The following is a 22583-nucleotide window of genomic DNA, read 5'->3' on the forward strand; positions in this document are numbered from 1 at the left end:
TCAGGCTCGCGATGGTGTGATGCCGGCTGTCGGGTGTTTTGCAGTTCGTGTCGCTGATTACTTATCACGACTGGTTGTGTTGGTACCCTCTCCGGCCAATGCAGCCAGCCGTTCCAATATTTTGCGCAGCTTCTCCGGGCTACGGCTTGCCAATCCTCTCAGTTCCTCCGCACTTTCCAGACTCAAATGCCGTATTGGCACGGGTTTTTCAGGCGCTTTTTCGGCGTTTTGCACCTGGTTGCTGCCTTTCGCCATCAAGGCCGGATTAATCCTGATGTCGATCGACGACAATGATGGTAGAATTTGCGCTCGTAGTGCAGACAGCAAAGCGGGTTGTTCGTAGCGCAAGCGCATCATCCAACTGGCATTTGCCGTTTCGAGCACTAAAATACCCTGTCGGAAATTCGCGACGCGGCACCAGGGATGCAGGGGAGCGGGCAACAGGCCCTTCACTGCACGGTTAAGCTTGAGCAGCGCCACCGCGCGTTGCTGGACGTTTTGCAGCGTCCCTTTGCTGCCGGCAGACGCGTCGTCGAACAGGACATCTAATAATTGTGGACGGCTATCGCGCATAATGGGCTCCGGCGGATTATAAACTCGTGATCGGTATTCTAAATCGTTGGCGACAATTTGGCAGACGTTATTTCTGGCCCCATCTCCTGTTAGGGATGGTTGCGGCCACGCTTGGCGCACCTTCCAATTTGTCCGGCGCCCCCGATCAGGCCGCACTGCCGAGCACATCGTCCAGCCTTAACCGGCAAAATTCGGCCAACGGCACCTTCAACAGCCTGGCCCTGCTGCAGGACGCACATCGCCGTCCTACCTTCAGCGTAGATTATTGGCAGCAACATGCGCTGCGCACCGTCATTCGTCACCTCTCTTTCGCGCTGGCGCCGCAGGCGGTTTATGCGCGGGTGCAGGAGAGCGAAGCCGAAGCGGAACCCCCTTTGCAAGTGGCGCAACTGGCGCTGCTTTCTACTCTCAACGCGCTGCTGACGCACGAGCCGAAGCCGCCGACCATCATTCGTCACACCCACCTTGAGGTGTTGCCAACGCTGGCACGGCATCAGACCGGCCTGTGGGTGGCGCAGGTGCAAGGCATTCGTGCCGGGCCCGCCGCACTCGTCTGACTTCGCCCTTCGGGCACAAAAACCATAAATAATAGCAAGTTGACTGCCGTGCTCGGCCGTCATGACAGAGATATCAAACATCATGTTAGTGAAATTATTAACCAAAGTTTTTGGCAGCCGTAACGATCGTACCCTGCGCCGCATGCGCAAAGTGGTTGAGCAGATCAACCGCATGGAACCGGACATGGAAAAACTGTCCGATGACGAGCTGAAAGCGAAAACCAACGAGTTCCGCGCGCGCCTGGAGAAAGGCGAGTCGTTGGACAGCCTGATCCCGGAAGCCTTCGCCGTGGTGCGTGAGGCGAGCAAGCGCGTGTTCGGCATGCGTCACTTCGACGTGCAGCTGCTGGGCGGCATGGTGCTGAACGATCGCTGCATCGCCGAGATGCGCACCGGTGAAGGTAAAACCCTGACCGCGACGCTGCCGGCTTATCTGAACGCCCTGAGCGGCCGCGGCGTGCACGTCGTGACCGTCAACGACTATCTGGCGCAGCGTGACGCCGAAAACAACCGTCCGTTGTTCGAGTTCCTCGGCCTGAGCATCGGTATCAACCTGCCGGGCATGCCGGCGCCGGCCAAGCGTGAAGCTTACGCCGCCGACATCACCTACGGCACCAACAACGAATACGGCTTCGACTACCTGCGCGACAACATGGCGTTCAGCCCAGAAGAGCGCGTGCAGCGCAAACTGCACTATGCGCTGGTGGATGAGGTGGACTCCATCCTGATCGATGAAGCGCGTACGCCGCTGATCATCTCCGGCCCGGCAGAAGACAGCTCCGAGATGTACATCAAGGTCAACAAGCTGATCCCTAAACTGATCCGCCAGGAAAAAGAAGACTCCGACACCTTCAAGGGTGAAGGGCACTTCTCGGTGGATGAGAAGGCGCGTCAGGTCCACCTGACCGAACGCGGCCTGATCCTGATCGAAGAGATGCTGGTGGAAGCTGGCATAATGGATGAAGGCGAATCGCTGTACTCGCCGACCAACATCATGCTGATGCACCACGTTACCGCCGCGCTGCGAGCCCACGTGCTGTTCACCCGCGACGTGGACTACATCGTGAAAGACGGCGAAGTGATCATCGTCGATGAGCACACCGGCCGTACCATGCAGGGCCGCCGCTGGTCCGACGGTTTGCACCAGGCGGTGGAAGCCAAAGAAGGCGTGGAGATCCAGAACGAGAACCAGACGCTGGCTTCGATCACCTTCCAGAACTACTTCCGTCTGTACGAGAAGCTGGCCGGGATGACCGGTACCGCCGATACCGAAGCCTTCGAATTCAGCTCGATCTACAAACTGGACACGATCGTGGTGCCAACCAACCGTCCGATGATCCGTAAGGATATGCCGGATCTGGTGTACATGACCGAGAAAGAGAAGATCGGCGCCATCATTGAAGACATCCGCGAGCGTACCGCCAAAGGCCAGCCGGTGCTGGTGGGTACCATCTCAATCGAGAAATCCGAAGTGGTTTCCCATGAGCTGACCAAAGCGGGTATCGAGCACAAGGTGCTGAACGCCAAATTCCACGCCATGGAGGCGGACATCGTTGCCCAGGCGGGTCAGAGCGGTGCGGTGACCATCGCCACCAACATGGCGGGCCGTGGTACCGATATTGTGCTGGGCGGCAGCTGGCAGGCCGAAGTGGCGCTGCTGGAAGAACCGACCGAAGAGCAAATTGAAGCCATCAAAGCCGCCTGGAAAGTGCGCCACGATGCGGTGCTGGCGGCGGGCGGTCTGCATATTATCGGCACCGAGCGCCATGAATCGCGCCGTATCGATAACCAGCTGCGCGGCCGTTCCGGTCGTCAGGGCGATGCCGGTTCATCCCGCTTCTACCTGTCGATGGAAGATGCCCTGATGCGTATCTTCGCCTCGGATCGCGTGTCTGGCATGATGCGTAAACTGGGCATGAAAGAAGGCGAAGCGATTGAGCACCCGTGGGTGACCAAGGCGATCGCCAACGCTCAGCGCAAGGTGGAGAGCCGCAACTTCGATATACGTAAGCAGCTGCTGGAATACGACGATGTCGCCAACGATCAGCGCCGCGCCATCTACAGCCAGCGCAACGAATTGCTGGACGTGTCCGACGTGAGCGAAACCATCGCCAGCATCCGCGAGGACGTGTTCAAGAGCACCATCGACAACTACATCACGCCGCAGTCGCTGGAAGAAGAGTGGGACATTCAGGGGCTGGAAGAGCGCCTGAAGAACGACTTCGATCTGGAGATGCCGATTGCCCAGTGGCTGGACAAAGAGCCGGAGCTGCACGAAGAGACGCTGCGCGAACGCATTCTGGAGAACGCCAAAGAGCAGTACCTGCGTAAGGAAGACGTGGTCGGCAGCGAAATGATGCGCAACTTCGAGAAGGGCGTGATGCTGCAGACGCTGGATTCCCTGTGGAAAGAGCACCTGGCGGCGATGGACTACCTGCGTCAGGGCATCCACCTGCGCGGCTATGCGCAGAAGGATCCGAAGCAGGAGTACAAGCGCGAATCCTTCAACATGTTCGCCACCATGCTGGAATCGCTGAAATATGAAGTGATCAGCGTGCTGAGCAAGGTACAGGTGCGGATGCCGGAAGAAGTGGAAGCGCTGGAACAGCAGCGTCGTGAAGAGGCTGAGCGCCTGGCGCAGCAGCAACAGCTGAGCCACCACGACGAGAACGCGCTGGTGACCGAAGATCCGAACGCGCCGGCGACCGCCGAGCGCAAAGTGGGCCGCAACGATCCTTGCCCATGCGGTTCCGGCAAGAAATACAAGCAGTGCCACGGCCGCCTGCAGTAATGCCGGCTGCGGTTAACCGATAACACCCAGGGGTTCAGCTTGCTGAGCCCCTGTTTTTTGGCACCCATCAGGAGGGTGAGATGAAACATCTGAATATCGCCGTGGGCATCATCCGCAATGCTCAACGGGAGATCTTTATTACCCGCCGCGCCGCTGACACGCACATGGCCGGATTTTGGGAGTTTCCCGGCGGCAAGATCGAACCGGGTGAGACGCCGGAACAGGCCCTGAGCCGCGAGTTGCACGAAGAGACCGGTATCGAAGCCGAGCGGGCCGAACTGTTGGAGGTGGTGGAACATCGTTTCAGCGATCGCATCGTGACACTGAATTTTTATCTGGTGGAGCGTTGGGCGGGCGAGCCGTTTGGCCGTGAGGGGCAGCCGATGCGCTGGGTAAAACAGGCCGATCTGCGTGAAGACGAGTTCCCGGAAGCCAACGTCGGCATTATTCAACTGCTGGTAGCGCAGGCGAACGCCGCGCAATAACAAGATTGGCCTGGCGTCCGCCAGGCCTTCAACCGGCGACTAGCGGTCGTCGAGTTCGCTCCAGTCTTCGCTTTCCGACAGATCGCTGTTGCTCGGAATGCGCTTCTCTTCATCGGCCCACTCGCCAAGATCAATCAGCTGGCAGCGCTTGCTGCAAAACGGCCGGAACGGGCTGACTTCACCCCAAACCACGCCGGTGCCACAGGTTGGGCATTTCACTACGGTCGTCATAACGGTTCCTTACGCCTTCTGTCAGTGCTGAGAAGGCTTGCTTTCATGAGTTCAACAACAGGCCAGTTCGAACGTCAGGCGTTCAGGCACCACGCCATTTTCGCTGTCCAGCGGCAGGAAACGAATGGCATAACGCGTCTTGTGGCCAGAAATCTGCGGATAAAGCTGCGGCGCCAGATGGAGGCGCAGGCGTAGCAGATCCGCCCCTTCGGCGTTGTCCTGGAAAAAGCCGTTCAGGCTGATTTGATTGCGGAACGGCCCCGACTGACGGATCAGATCCAGCACCATGATCAGCGCCTGGTTCAGCGGATCCAACGATTGCAGCCAGGCGGCGACGTCGGCGTCGCGATCCTGCTGCGGCGCGTGCATCCACATGTGCAGGGTTGGCAGATCGAAGCTGCAGCAGCCGCCGGGAATGTTCAGCCGCTGGCGCACCAGGCCGATCAGCCGGTCTTCACGCAGCGCCTGACCGAGGCGCGGCGCCGCCATCAGCGCCGATGAGCGCGACTTTAACTGGCCGCGCAGCTGATCGATCAGCGCCATATCCACGCCCGGCACATCGGCCCAGGCCAACAGTTTTTGCTGCTGGCGCTCCAGCTCTTTGAGCAGTTCGGTGCGCACTTCGCCGCGCTCCAGCACGTCCAGCAAATCGGAGACGGTGCGGAAAAAGGTAAGGGCGATGGCGGTTTCGCTCAGGGCGCGCTGGCCGTGCAGCTGTTGCAGTAAAAACTCGATGCGCAGCCAGGTGCGCATTTTTTCGTTCAGCGGGTGTTCAAAGAGAACGGTTGGGGAAACATCACTCATGCAGTTTAATCCTGTTGGGGCGCTGTTGCCGCCAGTTCAAGGTAGCGACGATGCAGTGCGGCGACCCGTGGCTCTATCCCCTGAGCGGCGCCGCTGTTGTCAATAATGTCATCCGCCACGGCGAGGCGCTGCTGGCGCGTGGCCTGGGCGGCGAGAATGCTCTGCGCTTGCTCGCGGCTGATGCCGTCGCGCGCGATGGTGCGAGCCAACTGGGTTTCGGTGTCGACGTCGATCACCAGCACCCGATCGGCGCGATCCTGCAGGCCGTTTTCCACCAGCAGCGGCACGACCCACAGCGCGTACGGGCTGGCCGCCTGCGCCAGTTGGCGTTGGGTCTCGCGGTGTATCAGCGGATGCAGTAGTTGGTTCAGCCAGGTTTTATCATCGGGGTGGCTGAAGATGCGCTGACGCAGAGCAGCGCGGTTGAGCGCGCCGTCCGGCAGCAACATTTCATTACCAAATCGCTCGGCGATCGCGGCCAGAGCAGGGGTGCCCGGCTCAACGACCTGACGGGCGATCACGTCGGCATCGACAATGGCTGCGCCGTGGCGCGCAAAGGCGTTCGCAACGGTCGTTTTGCCGCTGCCTATGCCCCCGGTCAACGCAACAATGTAGGCCATGGTGTTAGGTGCATCCGATGTTCATAAAAAAATAATAGACGAATCATAAAGCGATCGCGCAGAAGTGCAAGTCGGCAGGCGGCGCTTGCGCCTCGGCCCCGTTCGGGCGGCGAGAAAAAGCGCAGCGGCACGGCAGAAATGAGCGGGCAATCACACTGCGATTATGCAGGTAAATTTGTCGGATTGTAGCGTAAATAAAGGCGAATTCGCAGTCTTGTTCGGCGATTATTAGCGCGTATTATAACGTCACTGGAACTGGCATTAATCTCGCCGTCATCTTTCCGCGCCACGGGAAAGCCGTCGGGCAGAGGTTCGAATATCCTCCTTGCGATCCGTCGCCATTAACCAGGAAATCATAAGTCATGCGTATTGAAGAAGATTTGAAGTTAGGCTTTAAAGACGTGTTGATCCGCCCTAAGCGTTCCACGCTGAAAAGCCGTTCCGAGGTTGAACTGGAACGTCAGTTTACCTTCAAGCATTCAGGTTGCAGCTGGTCCGGCGTGCCGATTATCGCCGCCAACATGGACACGGTGGGCACCTTCCGCATGGCCGAGGCCCTGGCTTCTTTCGACGTTCTCACCGCCGTACACAAACATTACAGCGTCGAGCAATGGGCTGACTTCGTGCAGCGCATGCCGGAATCGGTGCTGCGCCACGTGATGGTGTCCACCGGCACCTCCGAAGCCGACTTCGCCAAAATGCAGCAGATCCTGGCCCTGTCTCCGGCGCTGAAATTCATCTGTATCGACGTGGCCAACGGCTACTCTGAACACTTCGTCGCCTTCCTGCAGAAAGCGCGCGAAGCCTGCCCTAATCACGTCATCTGCGCCGGCAACGTAGTGACCGGCGAGATGGTGGAAGAGTTGATCCTCTCCGGCGCCGACATCGTTAAAGTCGGCATCGGCCCGGGCTCAGTTTGTACCACCCGTGTGAAAACCGGCGTGGGCTACCCGCAGCTGTCGGCGGTGATCGAATGCGCCGATGCGGCCCATGGGCTGGGCGGCCAAATTGTCAGCGACGGCGGCTGCTCGGTGCCGGGCGATGTCGCCAAAGCCTTCGGTGGCGGCGCGGACTTCGTGATGCTGGGTGGCATGCTGGCCGGCCACGACGAGTGCGAAGGCTCCGTGGTGGAAGAGAACGGCGAGAAGTTCATGCTGTTCTACGGCATGAGCTCCGAGTCAGCGATGAAGCGCCATGTCGGCGGCGTAGCGGAGTATCGCGCGGCCGAAGGGAAAACCGTCAAGCTGCCGCTGAGGGGCGAGGTGGAGTTTACCGTGCGCGATATCCTCGGCGGCCTGCGTTCCGCCTGCACCTACGTCGGCGCCGAGCGTTTGAAAGAGCTGACCAAGCGCACCACCTTTATCCGCGTGGCAGAGCAGGAAAACCGCGTCTTCGGCAGCAAATAAGCCGCACCTTGCATTCGGGCGCAGCACACCGCGGCGCCCGCTATCCTTTTCCCTTTATCCCAACACGCTGCCCAGTTGAAAGATAGGCAGGTACATGGCGATCACCAAAGCGCCGACAATCCCGCCCACTACCAGCATCAGCAGCGGCTCCAGCGTTTGCGCCAGCGTATCGGCCAGCTCGTGCGTCTGCCGTTCATACCACTGTGCCAATTTATCCAGCAAGGCGTCCAGCGAACCGGACTCTTCGCCCACCCGCACCAACTGCCGGCACAGCGGCGGAAACAGCGGTTGCAGGCCCATGGCTTGATGAAAGGCTTCGCCTTCGGCGATCTGCCGTCGCACCTGCTCCAGCGCCTGTCGGTACAGCAGATGGTCAGCCGCCAGCGCCGCCGCGCTCAAGCCTTCCACCAGCGTCAGCCCGGCGCGTTGGGTCATGGTCAGGATGCGAAATGTTTGGCTCAGCGCGCCGCCGCTCACCAGCCGGGCGATCAGCGGCAGGCGAAGCAAGAGTGCCTGTTCACGTCTGCGCCACGGCGGGCGCGGATGCAGCCAGCGGCAGTAGCCGAACAGCGATGCGCCGAGCAGCAGCGCCAAATAGGGGCCAACGGCGATCAGCAGCGCGGACAACTTCAATAGCCCTTGGGTAAACCAGGGCAGTGGCGCATCGAACGATTGATAAACCTTGGCGAATTCCGGCAGCACCATCACCAGCATCAGCACGCTGACCAGCAGCGCCACCGCACAGATGAAGAGGGGATACCGCAGCGCCTTGGTCACCTTGCGGCGCAGCAGCAGCTGGGCTTCTTGCTGTTGTGCCAGCTGCAGGCAGCAGCGATCGAGGTTACCGGTCAGTTCGCCGATGGCGATCAGCTGGCGGTAGATCAGGGGAAAAATCCCCGGTTGTTCGGCGAGGGTTTCGGAAAGCGGTTGCCCTTCGCGCACCTGGTCGGCCAGCTGGCGCAGCAGGCAGCGCCAGGCTGCCGAAGGATGCTCTGCTGCCAGCAACTGCAGCGCATCGACCAGCGGCAACCCCGCCTGAAGCAGAGTGGCGAGCTGGCGGGTGAAGTGGATTAAGGGTTCTCCACGCCATTGGCCGGGCGTAACGCGTTTGCCGTGCCCGATTCGGCACGGTTGCATGCCTTGCTCAATCAGTAATCGGCTCACCTGCCGTTTTTCTTCGCTCATCAGTTCGCCGCGGCGTAAGGCGCCCTGAGCGTCGAAAGCCTGCCACAGAAACAGGCGGCGTGCTTTCATGACGTGGTTGCGCCGAGCTGGACGACGTCGATCACGCGATACAGTTCTTCCAGCGAGGTCGTGCCTTCGGCGGCCAGAGTCAGCCCGGCCTGCAGCAGCGAAAGCTGCCCCTGTTCGCGGGCGATATCCGCCAGCAGGCTAGGAGCAGCGTTCGCCAGCAGCGCCGCCTGTATTTCCGGCGTAATGGCCAACAGCTCATACACGCCGATGCGCCCATAGTAACCGCCGAAGCAGTGCTCGCAGCCGTCGGCGCGCCAGGCGGTCAGCGGTTCTGGCCAGATCGCGGTGGGAAAATGCGTCGGCTGGCTTTGCGGGTAGCGGCAGTGGCGACACAGCCTGCGCACCAACCGCTGCGCGACGATCAGCTTCAGGCAGCCGGCGAGCAGGTAACCGGGGATCCCCATGTGCATCAGCCGCGTCAGGGTTTCGCCAGTGGAGTTGGTATGCAGCGTTGACAGCACCAGGTGGCCAGTTTGCGCGGCCTTGACCGCGATCTCGGCGGTTTCCGCATCGCGGATCTCGCCGATCATGATGACGTCCGGATCCTGACGCAGCAGGGCGCGCAGCACCCGGGCGAAGCTCAGCTCGGTTTTGGCGTTGATCTGGGTCTGATTAATGCCGAACAGCGGGATCTCGACCGGATCCTCGACGCTGCATAGGTTGCTTTGCGCATCGTTCAACTGGCGCAGACCGCTGTACAGCGTCACCGTCTTGCCGCTGCCGGTCGGGCCGGTCACCAGGATTAACCCTTGCGGGCAGGCCAGCGCCGTCGCGTAGCGCGCCAGATCCGCCCGGCTCATGCCCAGTTTATCCAGCGGCAGCTCCTGCTGCTCACCCTGCTGGACGCGCAGCACCACCTTTTCGCCGTGCAGCGTCGGCAGGGTGGCGATACGCATGGCATAGCGCGCGCTGTCCAGCGTCAGGCTGAGCTGCCCGTCCTGAGGCTGACGGCGCTCGGCGATATCCAACTGGCCGAGGATCTTCAGCCGGGCGATGAGGCGCGCGGTCAGCTGCGGCGGCGGTGAGGCGAGGGTTTGCAGCACGCCGTCGATGCGCAGACGAATGCGAAAATGCTGCCGAAAGGGCTCGAAGTGGATGTCCGAGGCGCGGCGCTGAATGGCCAGGCGCAGCGTCTGGTTGATGAACTGTACCACCGGCGCATCGCCGTCGTCGGGGTAGGCGATATCGGTTGTGTCCTCTTCGGCTGCCAGCGGTGCCGAGAGCGGCTCGTGGTGCTGATTCAGCGCCAGCTCCAACCTGGCCGCCGGCCATTGTTCCAGATGGATGCGTTTGCCGGTGGCGAAACGCAGCGCCACCAGCAGCCCCTGCGGCGCTTCTTCGCTGAGCGCGACCGTCAGGGTGGTCGGGTCTTCGCTCAGCGCCAGCGCCTGATAGCGCCGACACAGGGTGTGAACCTCTTCGCTGATTTGCGCGTTCATCGCTGCTACTCCGCTGCGTCGTCGAAGCGGAAGACTTCCCGGCACACCTCAACCAGCGTCGCGTTTTCGCTGCTGCACAGCCGGGTCCAGTGGGTCAGCCCATCGGCGTTCGATTTGGGGGTTAACGCCACCGCCAGCCCCTGCAGCGTTTGGGCGCCGGTCAGCGTGATGACGCCTTTAACGACTTTCACCTCGCTGACGTAACGCGACGCGCCGCCGGTGGGAATGCCTTTGCTGCCAGCGTCACAGCCGGCGGGCGCGCCTTCATCCAGCACGCACAGTTCGACCGCCAGTTTATACGGCGCCATGGTTTGCAGCATGTCGGTCATCGCCGCTTTCTGGATGTAGCGCTGGTAGGCGGGAATGCCGATGGCGCTGAGGATGGCGATGATGGCGATCACCACCATCAGTTCGATCAGGCTAAAGCCGCGTTGCGTTTCCATGCGTTGTTTCCTCCATAAGGGTGTGGAAAACAACGGTAGCGGTTTGCGCGGGGGAACGGCGAGCGGGTTTTACGCGTTTCTCGGCGTGCTTCCATCAGTAATGATGCCGTTTGCAGCGGAGGGAAAAACGGTGCGAGGGGCTTCGCAAATCTGCGGTAACGCCCCCGGCGGCGGCCGGGGGCGAGGGGATCATTTGAAGCGCATCGACAGATCGAGCGCGGTCACATGTTTGGTCAGCGCGCCGACCGAAATGTAATCCACGCCGGTCTCGGCGAAGGTGCGCAGCGTCTCGCTGGTGACGTTGCCGGATACCTCCAACTGGGCGCGGCCCTGGGTTTGGGCGACCGCCTGACGCATCATCTCGACGCTGAAGTTGTCCAGCATGATGATGTCGGCGCCGGCGTCCAGCGCCTGCTGCAGTTCATCAAGCGATTCGACTTCCACTTCCACCGGCACGTCGGCGTGCAGCCAGAAGGCTTTTTCCACCGCGTTTTTGATCGAGCCGGAGGCGATGATGTGGTTTTCCTTGATCAGGAAGGCATCGGACAGCCCCAGCCGGTGGTTGCTGCCGCCCCCGCACAGTACGGCATATTTCAACGCGGTGCGCAGGCCGGGCAAGGTCTTGCGGGTATCGAGCAGGCGAGTCTGGGTGCCTTCCAGCAGAGCCACATAGCGGCTGACCTCGGTCGCCACGCCGGAGAGCATCTGCACGAAGTTCAGCGCGGTGCGCTCGCCGGTCAACAGCACCCGCGCAGGGCCGCGCAGCCGGCAAAGCGGTTGGTTCGGTATCAGACGGTCGCCGTCTGCCACCAGCCACTCCACCTGCACCTGGTTGCCCAACTGAATAAAGACTTCGTTCAGCCAGCGGCAGCCACAGAACACGCCGGCTTCGCGGGTAATGACGGTGGCTTCGGCCTGCTTGTCCGCCGGTAACAATTGCGCGGTAATATCGCGCCCGGCGTCAACTTCACCTCCCAGGTCTTCGCGCAGCGCCTGGGCGACGGAATAGGGAATATCACTTTCAATACGTTCAAGAAGCTCGGTACGGCGACGGTCGGCACTGTAGCGGCGTGTCGGCATGGAAAACTCCGAAATGGACGGTTAGATCGTAGGGGAACATGCTACTCTGTTGCAGGAATAAGTACCACCGCAGAGAGGTGTCTGATGCAGTTGGAAAATGGCTGGATTGTCGGGGTGACGCGAGTGGTTTCGCCGCACTGCGATCGTCGCCCGGATGACGAGCCGCCCTCGCTGCTGGTCATCCATAACATCAGCCTGCCGCCCGGCGAATTCGGTGGCCCCTATATCGACCAGCTGTTCACCGGCACGCTCGATCCCGCGCAGCACCCTTATTTCGCCGAGATCCATCAGCTGCGAGTGTCTGCGCACTGCCTGATCCGCCGCGATGGGGAGATGGTGCAGTATGTGCCCTTCGACCAGCGCGCGTGGCACGCGGGCGTTTCTCTGTATCAGGGGCGCGAACGGTGCAACGATTTCTCCATCGGCATCGAGCTGGAAGGCACCGACCAGTTAGCCTACACCGAGGCGCAATATCGCACGCTGCAGGCGGTCACCGCGCTGCTGGCCGAACATTATCCGCCGTTGGCGGCGCATATCGCCGGGCATTGCGATATCGCCCCCGGCCGCAAAACCGATCCCGGGCCGGCGTTCGATTGGGATCGCTATCTGGCATCTCTGGAACAACGCGGCGCGCCTGCCGACGCTATGCTTGAGACAAGAAAAAGGGAGAGGAATCGCTAATGACGCTGTTTACGCTGTTGCTGGTTTTGGCCTGGGAGCGCCTGTTCAAGCTGGGGGAACACTGGCAGCTGGATCATCGCCTCGAAGTGGTATTTCAGCGGCTGCATCGGGTTTCGCTGGCGCAGACGCTGGCGATGACCGCCGCCTGGATGGTTGTCGTCTGGGGCGTTCTGTGGTTGTCGCACGGGTTATTCTTTGGCGTGGTGACGCTGCTGCTGTGGATCGTCATCGATCTGCTATGCGTCGGCGCCGGCATCAAGCGCAAACACTACCGCGCCTACCTGAAAGCGGCGCGACAGGGCGATACCCACGCCAGCGACCAGATGGCGGAAGAGCTGGCGTTGATCCACGGCTTGCCGGTGGACTGCAGTGAGGAGCTGCGCCTGCGCGAGCTGCAAAACGCGCTGCTGTGGATCAACTTCCGCTATTACCTGGCGCCGCTGTTCTGGTTCGTGGTCTTTGGGCCGTACGGGCCGATCGCGCTGGCGGGATATGCCTTCCTGCGCGCCTATCAAACCTGGCTGGCGCGCCACAATACGCCGCTGGAGCGTTCGCAGTCGGGCATCGATCATCTGCTGAACTGGTTGGACTGGATCCCGGTGCGTTTGGCCGGGGTGGCCTATGCGCTGTTTGGCCACGGCGAGCGGGCGCTGCCGGCTTGGTTCGCCTCGCTGGGGGATCGGCATTCGTCGTCGTATCAGGTGTTGACGCGGCTGGCGCAGTTCTCGCTGGCGCGCGATCCGCATATGGATCCGGTGCAAACGCCGCGCGCGGCGGTGACGCTGGCGCGCAAGGTGACGATGATCATCGTGGTGGTGGTGGCGCTGTTGACCATTTACGGCACGCTGCTTTAAGCCGCAGCGAAAAACAAAACGGGCGCCGAGGCGCCCATTTTTTTTGCCATCCGGCCGGGATTACAGCTTGGCGAAGCAGCGACGCGCGGCGTCGATGGTGCGCTGGATGTCTTCCTTGCTGTGCGCCACGGACATGAAGCCCGCTTCGAAGGCGGACGGTGCCAGATACACCCCTTCTTCCAACATCAGGTGGAAGAAGCGCTTGAAGCGTTCCACGTCGCACTGCATCACGTCCTGGTAGCAGGTGACCGCCGGCGCGTCGGTGAAGAACAGGCCGAACATGCCGCCGACGTTGTTGACCACCAACGGGATATTCTCTTCCTGCGCCGCATGCAGCAGGCCTGCGGCCAGCATCTCGGTCAGTTCGGTCAGCGTCTGGTGCACGCCAACCTGCGACACTTCGGTCAGGCAAGCGTAGCCCGCCGCCATGGCGATCGGGTTGCCGGACAGGGTGCCCGCCTGGTAGACCGGACCGGTCGGCGCCAGCGCCTCCATCACATCGCGACGGCCGCCGAAGGCGCCCACCGGCATCCCCCCGCCGATGATTTTGCCGAGGCAGGTCAGATCCGGCTCAACGCCGTAATAGGACTGCGCGCCGGCCAGCGCCACGCGGAAGCCGGTCATCACTTCGTCGATGATCAAGAGCGCGCCGTACTTGTCGCACAGGGCGCGCAGGCCCGGCAGGAATTCCGGCAGCGGCGGCACGCAGTTCATGTTGCCGGCGACCGGCTCGACGATGATACAGGCGATCTCTGACGGGTACTGTTCGAAGGCGGCGCGCACCGAATCCAGATCGTTATAGGTGCAGGTCAGGGTGTGTTTAGCGAAGTCGGCTGGCACGCCCGGTGAGTTCGGCTGGCCGAGGGTCAGCGCGCCGGAGCCGGCTTTCACCAGCAGGCAGTCGGCGTGGCCGTGGTAGCAGCCTTCGAACTTGATGATTTTATCGCGGTTGGTGTAACCGCGCGCCAGGCGGATGGCGCTCATGGTGGCTTCGGTGCCCGAGTTCACCATGCGCACCATATCCATCGTCGGCACCAGCTCGGTGACCAGCTGCGCCATTTTGACTTCCATCTCGGTCGGCGCGCCGAAGCTCAGGCCGCGCTGCGCCGCTTCGATCACCGCGTCGCGGATCGCCGGGTGGTTATGCCCCAGCACCATCGGCCCCCAGGAACCGACATAGTCGATATAGGCCTTGCCGTCGGCATCGAACAGGTAAGCCCCGTCTGCGCGCTCGATAAACAGCGGCACACCGCCTACGCCGGTGAATGCACGCACCGGAGAGTTTACCCCGCCGGGGATCAACTGTTGCGCCTGGGCGTACAGACTTTCGGACTTGCTGTGTAGGCTCATAAATCGGCTCCTGGATTCTCTTTTGAATGATTTGACCGCGCTATTCTAGAGGAGAGCGCCGCGTTATGAAACGATCACAGTCAGATACCATTAACGGCAGCGCCCGCCGCCGGGTTGGGGTAGAATTATCGCCCTGCCTATTTGTATTACAAATTACCTGACGAATTATTCGCGATGACAGAATCATACTCACAGCCCGTCGGGACGTTGAGCCCGCGCCTTAGCCGCAGCGATGCGGTGCGCCAGTTTATCCGCCGCGATAAAACGCCGGTGGCGATCTTGTTGATGGCCGCGCTGGTGGGGACGCTGGCTGGTTTGCTTGGCGTGGCCTTCGATAAAGCGGTGGAGTGGGTGCAGCAGCAGCGGCTGGCTTCGCTGGCGCAGGTCGCCGACTCCTGGATCCTGGTGTGGCCGCTGGCGTTTATCCTGTCCGCCGCGCTGGCGGCGCTGGGCTATTACCTGGTGCGGCGCTTTGCGCCTGAGGCGGGCGGCTCGGGCATTCCGGAGATCGAAGGCGCGCTGGAGGAGCTGCGGCCGGTGCGCTGGTGGCGCGTGATACCGGTGAAATTCATCGGCGGCATGGGCACGCTGGGGGCGGGCATGGTGCTGGGGCGCGAAGGGCCCACGGTGCAAATGGGCGGCAACGTCGGGCGCATGGTATTGGACGTGCTGCGCATTCGCGGCGCCGAGGCGCGTCATTCGCTGCTGGCGACCGGGGCCGCCGCCGGGCTGTCCGCCGCGTTCAACGCGCCGCTGGCCGGCATTCTGTTTATCATCGAAGAGATGCGGCCGCAGTTTCGCTACAACCTGATCTCGATTAAAGCGGTGTTTATCGGCGTTATCATGTCGAGCGTGGTGTACCAGCTGTTTAACGGCCAGGGCTCGGTGATCGCGGTCGACAAACTTTCTTCGGCGCCCATCAATACCCTGTGGCTCTATCTGGTGCTGGGGGCGATATTCGGCGCGGTGGGCGTGGGGTTCAACGCGCTGATCTTCCGCACCCAAGACATGTTCGCGCGCCTGCACGGCGGCAGAATGCGCAATATCTTGTTGATGGGTGGGTTGCTCGGCGGCGTGTGTGGCATTCTGGGGTTGATTCAGCCAGAGGCGGCGGGCGGCGGCTTTGGGCTGATCCCGATCGCCGCGGCGGGCAATTACAGCGTCGGCATGTTGATGTTTATCTTCATTACCCGCATCTTCACCACGCTGCTGTGCTTCGGTTCCGGCGCGCCGGGTGGCATCTTTGCGCCGATGCTGGCGCTGGGCACGCTGTTCGGCACCGCCTTCGGGCTGGCGGGGGCGCATCTGTTCCCGCAATACGGCATCGAAGCGGGCACCTTCGCCATCGCCGGTATGGGGGCGCTGTTCGCCGCCACGGTGCGGGCCCCGTTGACCGGTATCGTGCTGGTGCTGGAAATGACCGACAACTACCAACTGATTTTACCGATGATCATCACCTGCCTCGGCGCCACGGTAGTGGCGCAGCTGCTCGGCGGCAAGCCGCTGTATTCATCGATCTTGGCTCGCACCCTGCAAAGGCAGGAGGCGCAGCTGGCACGGGAAGCGGCGGAGAAAACAGGTAAAGAAAATACAACAAATGCGGTGAATACTTGAACGCAACACTCAGGTATCGGATAATCGTTAATATTAATCAGGCAGCCATAGTCGCGATCTGATGCTGAACAATGTTGGGAGTAAAGAGTATGAGTGATCAAACGGCACTGCCCCTGCAATTTACCGAGGCAGCAGCAAACAAGGTTAAGTTCCTGATTGCTGACGAAGAAAACCCGAACCTGAAGTTGCGGGTTTACATTACCGGCGGCGGCTGCAGCGGATTCCAGTACGGCTTCACTTTTGACGACAAGGTCAACGATGGCGACATGACCATCGAGAAGCAGGGCGTGGCGCTGGTGGTCGATCCGATGAGCCTGCAGTATCTGGTTGGCGGTTCGGTGGATTACACCGAAGGGCTGGAAGGGTCGCGCTTCGTGGTGACCAACCCGAATGCCAAAACCACCTGCGGTTGCGGTTCGTCGTTCAGCATCTGAGTTTGCCTGTCAGAACATCAACCCGCTCGCCTTAGGCCGGCGGGTTTTTTTTATGCCTACCATTACCATTCCACGAGGATCACTTCCGCACCGTTCTGCTGCGTCGGTGGGTTGCGGATGATCTTCGGCTGCGCCGTCGCGTGGCTGCATTCGGCCTGGGGGACGGCGGCTTCGAGGCGCACGGCGCATTGCGGTTCAATGGTCAGGGTAACGCCGATCTGGCCGCTGACGGCATCGGCATACGCGGCGCCACTCAGCAGGGCGCCACAGCAGGCAAGCAGAATTTTTTTCATCATTGCGGGAATAGTCATCCGTAAGCCATCTTGTGATGACTTATCGGCAAAAAGTTAAAAAGTTTTAACAGCGCGGGGAAGGGATTAACCTGCGGGTAACAGAATTTTACATCGACATTACGCTATTTTTTGGATGAAAATAATACCACTGAACCCGTTTTTAGTCTAATAAATCACCCGGTGCGGCGTTGCCACGCGTCGCCCCGCAGGGCGACGGCTCAGCGTTCGAGAATAAAGGCGGGCAGCTTGAGGTGCCAGCGGATGGCCGCCAGCCGAATGGCCAGCGTGATGATCATGCCCAGCATCATGGCCTGTTGCAGCGGCATGTGGAAGGTGTAAAACGCCGTAGCGTGCACGATGCCGCCGATGATGCAGGCGGTGGCGTAAATTTCGGTGCGCAGGATCATCGGGATCTCGCGCGCCAGCACGTCGCGGATAATGCCGCCGCCGACGCCGGTGATCACTCCCATGCAGATCGCCACCAGCGGGCCGGTGCCGGCCGCGAAAGCCTTGTTGACGCCGATGCCGACGAACACCGCCAGCCCGACGGCGTCGAGCACCGGCAGCACCCATTTCGGCAGGCGGCGCGGCTGGCGCACCAGCAGCAGCGTCAAGACGCAGGTGATCATCGCCACCACCAGATCGGTGGGATCCTTGACCCAGAACACCGGGCCGTTGGCCAGCGCCATATCGCGGATGGTGCCGCCGCCGACCGCGGTGACCACGCCCAATACCAGTACGCCGAACGGATCCATGCGCAGCTTGCCGGCTAACAGTACGCCGGAGACGGCGAACACCGCCGTGCCGAGAATATCCAACCAGAACACCAGCATCAGCGGATCTCCGCCAGCTGGCGGCACAGCTGCTGCGCCGCCAACAGCAGGCGCGGCCCGCCGCGATTGAACCAGTCTTCGTTCAGCGCGATCACCGGCACCTGCAGCTGCGGCGCCCAGAAGGCTTTCACATTGGCGGCCTCTTTCGCGCCGCCGGTGATGACGATGGCCTGGGGTTGACGCGCCAGCACCTGCTCGCGGCTGATCTGCGGCCAAGGGGTGCGGCTATCGGCGAAGACGTTCTGCCCGCCGCACAGCGCCAGCACCTGGCTTTGCAATGTGGCGCCGGAGCTGGTGAACAGCGGCTGGGTGCCGAACTGCAGCAGCACGCGCCGTGGTGAGTTAGCGGCGTATTGTTGCTTGAGAGCGGCGAACTGGCGGCGAAGGTCGTCTGCCGCCTGATGCGCCTGATCCGGGTGCGGGCTGTATTGCGCCAGCTTATCCAGCAAGCCGGCGATCCCCCCGAGGTTGTCGGCGTCCGCATAGAAGATCGGGATGCCGAACGCGGCGAGCTGATCCAGCACGCGCTGCGGATTGCCGCCGCGCCAGGCGAGGATCAGGTCCGGCTTGAGCGCCAGCACCCGCTCCAGGTTGATGCCCTGCCAGGAGGCCACCTGCTCCAGCTTGGCGGCCTGCGGCGGGTAATCGGAATAGGCGCTCGCCGCCACCAGTACCTCGCCCATGCCGGCGGCATAGGCGAGCTCGGTGGCGTTGGGCGCCAGGCTAATCACCCGCTGGGCGGCGCCGACCGGCAGGGCCAGCCAGAGCGCCAACAGACAGAGCATCGAGGTGAAGCGCAGCCTCACATCAACCGCGCTTGGCCAGGGTTTGCAGCATGGCATTGACCATCAGCGTAGACTGCTTGGCCGCTACCACCAGGAACTCGTCAAAGCTCATGTGCGACTCGCTGTCGGCGACGTCGGAAATGGCGCGCACCACCACGAACGGCGTGCCGAACAGATGGCAGACGTGGGCGATCGCCGCGGCTTCCATTTCCACGGCGGCGACGCGCGGGAAAGTGGCGCGGATGCGCGCCAGCGGCTCGGCGCCGTTGATGAAGGCGTCACCGCTGCAGATCAGGCCGCGCACCGCGTGCAGATCCAGCTGTTTGATGCAGCTTTCCGCCAGCGCGATCAGCGCGTCGTCGGCGACGAACGCCGCCGGGCAGCCGGCCATCTGGCCCGGCTCGTAGCCGAAGGCGGTGACGTCGGCGTCGTGGTAGCGCACTTCTTCCGACACCACGATATCGCCCACGCGCAGGGTGCTGGCCAGGCCGCCGGCGGAACCGGTGTTGATCACCAGATCCGGGCTGCAGTGTTCCAGTAGCAGGGTGGTGCCCATGGCCGCAGAGACTTTGCCGATGCCGGATTTCAGCAAGGCCACGTCAACGCCGCCGATCTGGCCGGTGTAGATTTCGCAGCCCGCGCGCTGGATGGTTTGACGGTTTTCGATTTGATCGCGCAGCAGGGTGACTTCCTGCTCCATTGCGCCGATGATGCCTACTTTCATAAATAACACTCGCTGATTGGCCGTGAGAATTGCGGCATAGTCTATCATGGCTGTGTATCAGAGATAATGCGTTGCATCCGCTGCCGGGAATTGTTATCACGGGGGCAGGGCGCAACGGCGGAGAAACAGATGTCCGGGATCGACTTCAAGCAAAAAATCAGCTTCCAACGGCCTTTCAGCAAACCGATCGAGGCCGAGGAAGAGTACGACATCGTGCGGCAGTTCGAGAGCGATCGCGGGCGCATCGTCAACTCGGCCGCCATTCGCCGTCTGCAGCAAAAAACCCAGGTGTTTCCGCTGGAACGCAACGCGGCGGTGCGCAGCCGCCTGACGCACTCGATGGAGGTGCAGCAGGTTGGGCGCCACATCGCCAAAGAGATCCTCAATCGCTTCAAACAGGCGGGGAGAATTGATGAGCTCGGCTTGACCCGGCTGCTCGATCCGTTTGAAAGCATCGTGGAAATGGCCTGCCTGATGCACGACATCGGTAATCCGCCGTTCGGACACTTCGGCGAGTCGGCGATCAACGACTGGTTCGCCCAGCGGCTCGATCCCGCCAGCTGCGGCAGCGAGCCGGGCAGCCACGATCGCTGCCAGGTGGCGACGCTGCGCCTGCATGAAGGGGAGAGCGATCTGAACCGGCTGCGCAGCCGGATCCGTCAGGATCTCAGCCACTTCGAGGGCAACGCCCAGGCGATCCGCATGGTGTACAGCCTGCTCAAGCTCAACCTGACCTACGCGCAGGTCGGCTGCATTTTGAAATACACCCGCCCGGCCTACTGGGCGAGCGACATCCCTGCCAGCCACAGTTACCTGATGAAAAAGCCCGGCTACTATCTGGCGGAAGAGGCCTTCGTCGATCGGTTGCGGCGCGAGCTGCACATGGGCGAGTTCGATCGTTTCCCGCTGACCTATATTATGGAGGCCGCCGACGATATCTCGTACTGTGTGGCCGATCTGGAAGACGCGGTGGAGAAGAGCATTTTCACCGTCGAGCAGCTGTATCAGCACCTGATTCAGGAGTGGGGCGAGGTGGTGCCGGGCGATCTGTTCGACAAGACCGTCGCCAGCGCGTTTCGCAAGATCGATCGCGGCGGCGCGCGGCGCAGCGCGGAAGATCAGTTCTTCATGTATCTGCGGGTGTTTACCGTGGCGCGGCTGGTGCCGCATGCGGCGCAGCGCTTTATCGACAATCTGGACGCGGTCTATCAGGGCAGTTTCAATCAGGCGCTGCTGGAGGATTCCAGCCCGGCCTATCGGCTACTGAAGATATTTAAAAATGTGGCGTTCAAGCACGTGTTCAACCACCCTGAGGTCGAGCAGCTCGAGCTGCAAGGCTATCGGGTGATCAGCGGCCTGCTGGACATTTACAGCCCGCTGTTGGCGATGTCGCTGGCGGACTTCAGCCAGCTGGTGCGCGAGGACAGCCATCGCGCTTATCCGATTGAAACACGCCTGTTCCACAAGCTGTCCACCAAGCATCGGCTAGCGTATGCGGAGGCGGTAGAAGGGCTGCAGCATTTATCGCCGGAGCAGCAAGGCATTCGGGAATATTATTTCCGCGCGCGTTTATTGCAGGACTATATCAGCGGAATGACCGACCTGTACGCCTATGATGAATATCGTCGATTGATGGCGGCGGAATAATTGAGCTGAAGAATAATTGCCAGCAATTCCAACCGGTTGGCTGTCTCGAGTTTTGTAAAGACGGACAATATTTGTTTACTATTGCCAATCATCTGTGCCGGAACTTCGGGCTATTAATTAACTCTGAATAAGCACGCAAGACGGCCATTCTTTTTGAACGACTTTATAAGAGACACACAGATGAAAAAAACCGCATTAGTTCTGAGCGCACTGGCATTCAGTATCGGTATGGCGATGGGCCCGGCGACGGCCAGCGCCGCTGAAACCGCCTCTTCCAGCACCCAACAGCTGCCGAGCCTGGCACCGATGCTGGAGAAGGTGATGCCTTCCGTCGTGAGCATTAACGTTGAGGGCAGCACCACGGTCAATACGCCGCGCATGCCGCAGCAGTTCCAACAGTTCTTCGGTGAGGATTCGCCGTTCTGCCAGGACGGTTCGCCGTTCCAGGGCTCGCCGATGTGTCAGGGCGGTGAACAGCCAGGGCCGGATGGCCAGCCGCAGGGCACGCAGCAGAAATTCCAGGCGCTGGGCGCCGGGGTGGTCATCGATGCCACCAAGGGCTATGTGGTGACCAATAACCACGTGGTGGACAACGCCAACAAGATCCAGGTGCAGCTGAGCGACGGACGCCGCTTCGACGCCAAAGTGATCGGCAAGGATCCGCGTTCCGATATCGCGTTGATCCAGCTGAAAGACTTCAAGAACCTGACGGCGATCAAGATGGCGGACTCCGATCAGCTGCGCGTCGGCGATTACACCGTGGCGATCGGCAACCCGTACGGGTTGGGTGAAACCGCCACCTCGGGCATCGTGTCCGCCCTGGGGCGCAGCGGCCTGAACATCGAAAACTACGAAAACTTTATCCAGACCGATGCGGCGATCAACCGCGGTAACTCCGGCGGCGCGCTGGTTAACCTGAACGGCGAGCTGATCGGCATCAACACCGCGATCCTGGCGCCGGACGGCGGCAATATCGGTATCGGCTTCGCTATTCCGAGCAACATGGTGAAAAACCTGACGGCGCAAATGGTCGAGTATGGCCAGGTGAAACGCGGCGAGCTGGGTATCATGGGCACCGAGCTGAACTCTGAGCTGGCCAAGGCGATGAAGGTCGATGCGCAGCGCGGGGCCTTCGTCAGCCAGGTAATGCCGAAATCTTCCGCCGCGAAGGCGGGCATCAAGGCCGGCGACGTGATCGTCACCATGAACGGCAAGGCCATCTCCAGCTTCGCCTCGTTCCGGGCGGAGATCGGCACGCTGCCGGTCGGCAGCAAGATGTCGCTGGGCATTATTCGCGACGGCAAGCCGGTAACGATTGACGTCACGCTGGAGCAAAGCGCGCAGACCCAGGTGGCCTCGGGCAATATCTACACCGGCATTGAAGGCGCCGAGCTGAGCAATACCCAGGTCGGCAACGTGAAAGGCGTCAAGGTCGACAGCGTGAAAGCCGGCAGCGCCGCCGCGCGCATCGGCCTGAAAAAGGGCGACGTGATCCTGGGCGTGAACCAACAGCCGATCCAGAACCTGGGCGAGCTGCGTAAAATCCTCGACAGCAAACCGTCGGTGCTGGCGTTGAATATTCAGCGTGGCGATAGCCAACTGTACCTGCTGGCGCAGTGATAAACGTCAGGCGCTAAAAGCAACAAAGGCACGCTACGGCGTGCCTTTTTGCATTATGGCCTGAG

Annotated in this window: 23 protein-coding genes; 10 read left to right on the forward strand and 13 right to left on the reverse strand. The window is 61.3% G+C overall.

Annotation, left to right across the window (positions count from 1 at the left end):
* Positions 1 to 57 precede the first annotated feature (57 nt).
* Entirely contained in the window at positions 58 to 573 is a 516-nt protein-coding gene (locus ACJ8IL_RS11865) for a DUF721 domain-containing protein (protein WP_442516557.1), read from the reverse strand.
* 26 nt (positions 574 to 599) lie between these two features.
* Between ACJ8IL_RS11865 and secM the strand changes: the two genes are divergently transcribed.
* From secM to mutT, 3 genes are all read left to right on the forward strand, one after another.
* On the forward strand, positions 600 to 1130 hold the full coding sequence (gene secM, locus ACJ8IL_RS11870; protein WP_049204789.1) for a secA translation cis-regulator SecM: 531 nt from the start codon (positions 600 to 602) through the stop codon (positions 1128 to 1130).
* 82 nt (positions 1131 to 1212) lie between these two features.
* On the forward strand, positions 1213 to 3921 hold the full coding sequence (secA, locus tag ACJ8IL_RS11875; RefSeq protein ID WP_025301576.1) for a preprotein translocase subunit SecA: 2709 nt from the start codon (positions 1213 to 1215) through the stop codon (positions 3919 to 3921).
* An 80-nt stretch (positions 3922 to 4001) separates the two neighbouring features.
* The gene (gene mutT / locus ACJ8IL_RS11880) at positions 4002 to 4406 is read left to right on the forward strand and encodes an 8-oxo-dGTP diphosphatase MutT (protein ID WP_049204788.1); all 405 of its coding nucleotides are present in this window, start codon (positions 4002 to 4004) and stop codon (positions 4404 to 4406) included.
* A 39-nt stretch (positions 4407 to 4445) separates the two neighbouring features.
* On the opposite strand, the gene yacG is transcribed toward mutT, so the two are convergent.
* Genes yacG through coaE form a run of 3 tightly spaced genes read right to left on the reverse strand, consistent with a single transcriptional unit; the run spans position 4446 to position 6061 of the window.
* Positions 4446 to 4637: a DNA gyrase inhibitor YacG gene (yacG, locus tag ACJ8IL_RS11885; RefSeq protein WP_025301578.1), complete on the reverse strand. Its 192-nt coding sequence runs from the start codon at positions 4635 to 4637 to the stop codon at positions 4446 to 4448.
* A gap of 51 nt (positions 4638 to 4688) precedes the next feature.
* Positions 4689 to 5441 carry a cell division protein ZapD gene (gene zapD / locus ACJ8IL_RS11890; protein WP_025301579.1) on the reverse strand — a complete coding sequence of 251 codons (753 nt, stop codon included), beginning with the start codon at positions 5439 to 5441 and terminating at the stop codon, positions 4689 to 4691.
* A gap of 5 nt (positions 5442 to 5446) precedes the next feature.
* Positions 5447 to 6061, reverse strand: coding sequence for a dephospho-CoA kinase (gene coaE, locus ACJ8IL_RS11895; protein ID WP_025301580.1), 615 nt, complete (start codon positions 6059 to 6061; stop codon positions 5447 to 5449).
* 362 nt (positions 6062 to 6423) lie between these two features.
* Between coaE and ACJ8IL_RS11900 the strand changes: the two genes are divergently transcribed.
* Positions 6424 to 7467 carry a GMP reductase gene (locus ACJ8IL_RS11900; RefSeq protein WP_342095842.1) on the forward strand — a complete coding sequence of 348 codons (1044 nt, stop codon included), beginning with the start codon at positions 6424 to 6426 and terminating at the stop codon, positions 7465 to 7467.
* Between the two features lie 54 nt (positions 7468 to 7521).
* Here ACJ8IL_RS11900 and hofC read toward each other — a convergent pair whose 3' ends face one another.
* The 4 genes from hofC to nadC all read right to left on the reverse strand — a co-directional run bounded on the left by hofC (position 7522) and on the right by nadC (position 11683).
* Positions 7522 to 8721: a protein transport protein HofC gene (gene hofC, locus ACJ8IL_RS11905; protein ID WP_025301581.1), complete on the reverse strand. Its 1200-nt coding sequence runs from the start codon at positions 8719 to 8721 to the stop codon at positions 7522 to 7524.
* On the reverse strand, positions 8718 to 10160 hold the full coding sequence (gspE, locus tag ACJ8IL_RS11910) for a type II secretion system protein GspE (RefSeq protein WP_442516558.1): 1443 nt from the start codon (positions 10158 to 10160) through the stop codon (positions 8718 to 8720). Before gspE ends, hofC begins: the two co-directional genes overlap by 4 nt.
* Positions 10161 to 10165: 5 nt before the next feature.
* Complete coding sequence (gene ppdD, locus ACJ8IL_RS11915; RefSeq protein WP_099816579.1) at positions 10166 to 10603, reverse strand: prepilin peptidase-dependent pilin; 438 nt, start codon at positions 10601 to 10603, stop codon at positions 10166 to 10168.
* A 189-nt stretch (positions 10604 to 10792) separates the two neighbouring features.
* Positions 10793 to 11683: a carboxylating nicotinate-nucleotide diphosphorylase gene (gene nadC / locus ACJ8IL_RS11920; protein ID WP_147823053.1), complete on the reverse strand. Its 891-nt coding sequence runs from the start codon at positions 11681 to 11683 to the stop codon at positions 10793 to 10795.
* A gap of 84 nt (positions 11684 to 11767) precedes the next feature.
* Here nadC and ampD point away from each other — a divergent pair, with 84 nt between their 5' ends.
* Both ampD and ampE read left to right on the forward strand, forming a co-directional pair.
* A complete protein-coding gene (gene ampD, locus ACJ8IL_RS11925) occupies positions 11768 to 12364 on the forward strand; it encodes a 1,6-anhydro-N-acetylmuramyl-L-alanine amidase AmpD (RefSeq protein WP_442516559.1) in 597 nt (198 codons plus the stop codon).
* Positions 12364 to 13218 (forward strand): beta-lactamase regulator AmpE, encoded by an 855-nt coding sequence (ampE, locus tag ACJ8IL_RS11930; protein ID WP_025301586.1) that lies wholly within the window; start codon positions 12364 to 12366, stop codon positions 13216 to 13218. The genes ampD and ampE overlap by 1 nt, the downstream gene beginning before the upstream one ends.
* Before the next feature lie 60 nt (positions 13219 to 13278).
* Here the strand turns inward: ampE and hemL are convergent, their stop codons facing one another.
* Positions 13279 to 14568, reverse strand: coding sequence for a glutamate-1-semialdehyde 2,1-aminomutase (gene hemL, locus ACJ8IL_RS11935; protein WP_025301587.1), 1290 nt, complete (start codon positions 14566 to 14568; stop codon positions 13279 to 13281).
* A 174-nt stretch (positions 14569 to 14742) separates the two neighbouring features.
* On the opposite strand from hemL, the gene clcA reads away from it, so the two are divergent.
* Together clcA and erpA are read left to right on the forward strand one after the other, a co-directional pair.
* The gene (gene clcA, locus ACJ8IL_RS11940) at positions 14743 to 16182 is read left to right on the forward strand and encodes a H(+)/Cl(-) exchange transporter ClcA (protein WP_060448159.1); all 1440 of its coding nucleotides are present in this window, start codon (positions 14743 to 14745) and stop codon (positions 16180 to 16182) included.
* An 89-nt stretch (positions 16183 to 16271) separates the two neighbouring features.
* Entirely contained in the window at positions 16272 to 16616 is a 345-nt protein-coding gene (gene erpA / locus ACJ8IL_RS11945) for an iron-sulfur cluster insertion protein ErpA (RefSeq protein WP_004932708.1), read from the forward strand.
* Positions 16617 to 16678: 62 nt separating this feature from the next.
* On the opposite strand, the gene ACJ8IL_RS11950 is transcribed toward erpA, so the two are convergent.
* The 4 genes from ACJ8IL_RS11950 to mtnN all read right to left on the reverse strand — a co-directional run bounded on the left by ACJ8IL_RS11950 (position 16679) and on the right by mtnN (position 19251).
* Positions 16679 to 16927: a hypothetical protein gene (locus ACJ8IL_RS11950; RefSeq protein WP_065424607.1), complete on the reverse strand. Its 249-nt coding sequence runs from the start codon at positions 16925 to 16927 to the stop codon at positions 16679 to 16681.
* Positions 16928 to 17127: 200 nt separating this feature from the next.
* Complete coding sequence (locus ACJ8IL_RS11955; protein WP_038873529.1) at positions 17128 to 17742, reverse strand: TRIC cation channel family protein; 615 nt, start codon at positions 17740 to 17742, stop codon at positions 17128 to 17130.
* A complete protein-coding gene (gene btuF, locus ACJ8IL_RS11960; RefSeq protein ID WP_043136301.1) occupies positions 17742 to 18527 on the reverse strand; it encodes a vitamin B12 ABC transporter substrate-binding protein BtuF in 786 nt (261 codons plus the stop codon). The genes ACJ8IL_RS11955 and btuF overlap by 1 nt, the downstream gene beginning before the upstream one ends.
* 22 nt (positions 18528 to 18549) lie before the next feature.
* Positions 18550 to 19251, reverse strand: coding sequence for a 5'-methylthioadenosine/S-adenosylhomocysteine nucleosidase (mtnN, locus tag ACJ8IL_RS11965; protein WP_049200308.1), 702 nt, complete (start codon positions 19249 to 19251; stop codon positions 18550 to 18552).
* 129 nt (positions 19252 to 19380) lie between these two features.
* Between mtnN and dgt the strand changes: the two genes are divergently transcribed.
* The gene (dgt, locus tag ACJ8IL_RS11970) at positions 19381 to 20898 is read left to right on the forward strand and encodes a dGTPase (RefSeq protein WP_060448158.1); all 1518 of its coding nucleotides are present in this window, start codon (positions 19381 to 19383) and stop codon (positions 20896 to 20898) included.
* 180 nt (positions 20899 to 21078) lie between these two features.
* Positions 21079 to 22518 (forward strand): serine endoprotease DegP, encoded by a 1440-nt coding sequence (gene degP / locus ACJ8IL_RS11975; protein ID WP_049294833.1) that lies wholly within the window; start codon positions 21079 to 21081, stop codon positions 22516 to 22518.
* The last annotated feature ends 65 nt before the right edge of the window (positions 22519 to 22583 follow it).

It is taken from the genome of Serratia sp. CY47444 (assembly GCF_052168635.1).
Taxonomy (GTDB): domain Bacteria; phylum Pseudomonadota; class Gammaproteobacteria; order Enterobacterales; family Enterobacteriaceae; genus Serratia; species Serratia bockelmannii.